Annotated in this window: 1 protein-coding gene; it reads left to right on the top strand. The window is 51.1% G+C overall.

The window, feature by feature from the left end:
* A partial coding sequence (locus ACEYW6_RS36555) for a HEAT repeat domain-containing protein (protein ID WP_412983661.1) occupies window positions 1-567 on the top strand: 567 nt, incomplete at both ends.

Here is a 567-nt window from a genome sequence, read left to right as displayed (position 1 = left end):
AGCTTAGAGAAAATCGACCCAGGCAATGAATTTGCGATCGCCGCCTTGGTGCAACTGCTGCAATCACAAAATCTGGATGAGTCCACCCGTTGGCAGGCAGCATCTAGCTTAGAGAAAATCGGCACAGGCAATGAATTTGCGATCGCCACCTTGGTGCAACTGCTGCAATCACAAAATCTGGATGAGTCCACCCGTAGGCAGGCAGCAGAAAGCTTAGGGAAAATCGACCCAGGCAATGAAATTGCGATCGCCGCCTTGGTGCAACTGCTACAATCACAAAATCTGGATGAGTCCACCCGTAGGCAGGCAGCAGAAAGCTTAGGGAAAATCGACCCAGGCAATGAAATTGCGATCGCCGCCTTGGTGCAACTGCTACAATCACAAAATCTGGATGAGTCCACCCGTAGGCAGGCAGCAGAAAGCTTAGGGAAAATCGACCCAGGCAATGAAATTGCGATCGCCGCCTTGGTGCAACTGCTGCAATCACAAAATCTGGATGAGTCCACCCGTTGGCAGGCAGCATCTAGCTTAGAGAAAATCGACCCAGGCAATGAATTTGCGATCGCC

Source organism: Nostoc sp. UIC 10607, from assembly GCF_047228265.1.
Taxonomy (GTDB): domain Bacteria; phylum Cyanobacteriota; class Cyanobacteriia; order Cyanobacteriales; family Nostocaceae; genus Nostoc; species Nostoc foliaceum_A.
The sequence above is the reverse complement of the archived record's forward strand: the minus strand, read 5'-3'. Positions and strand labels throughout refer to the sequence as shown.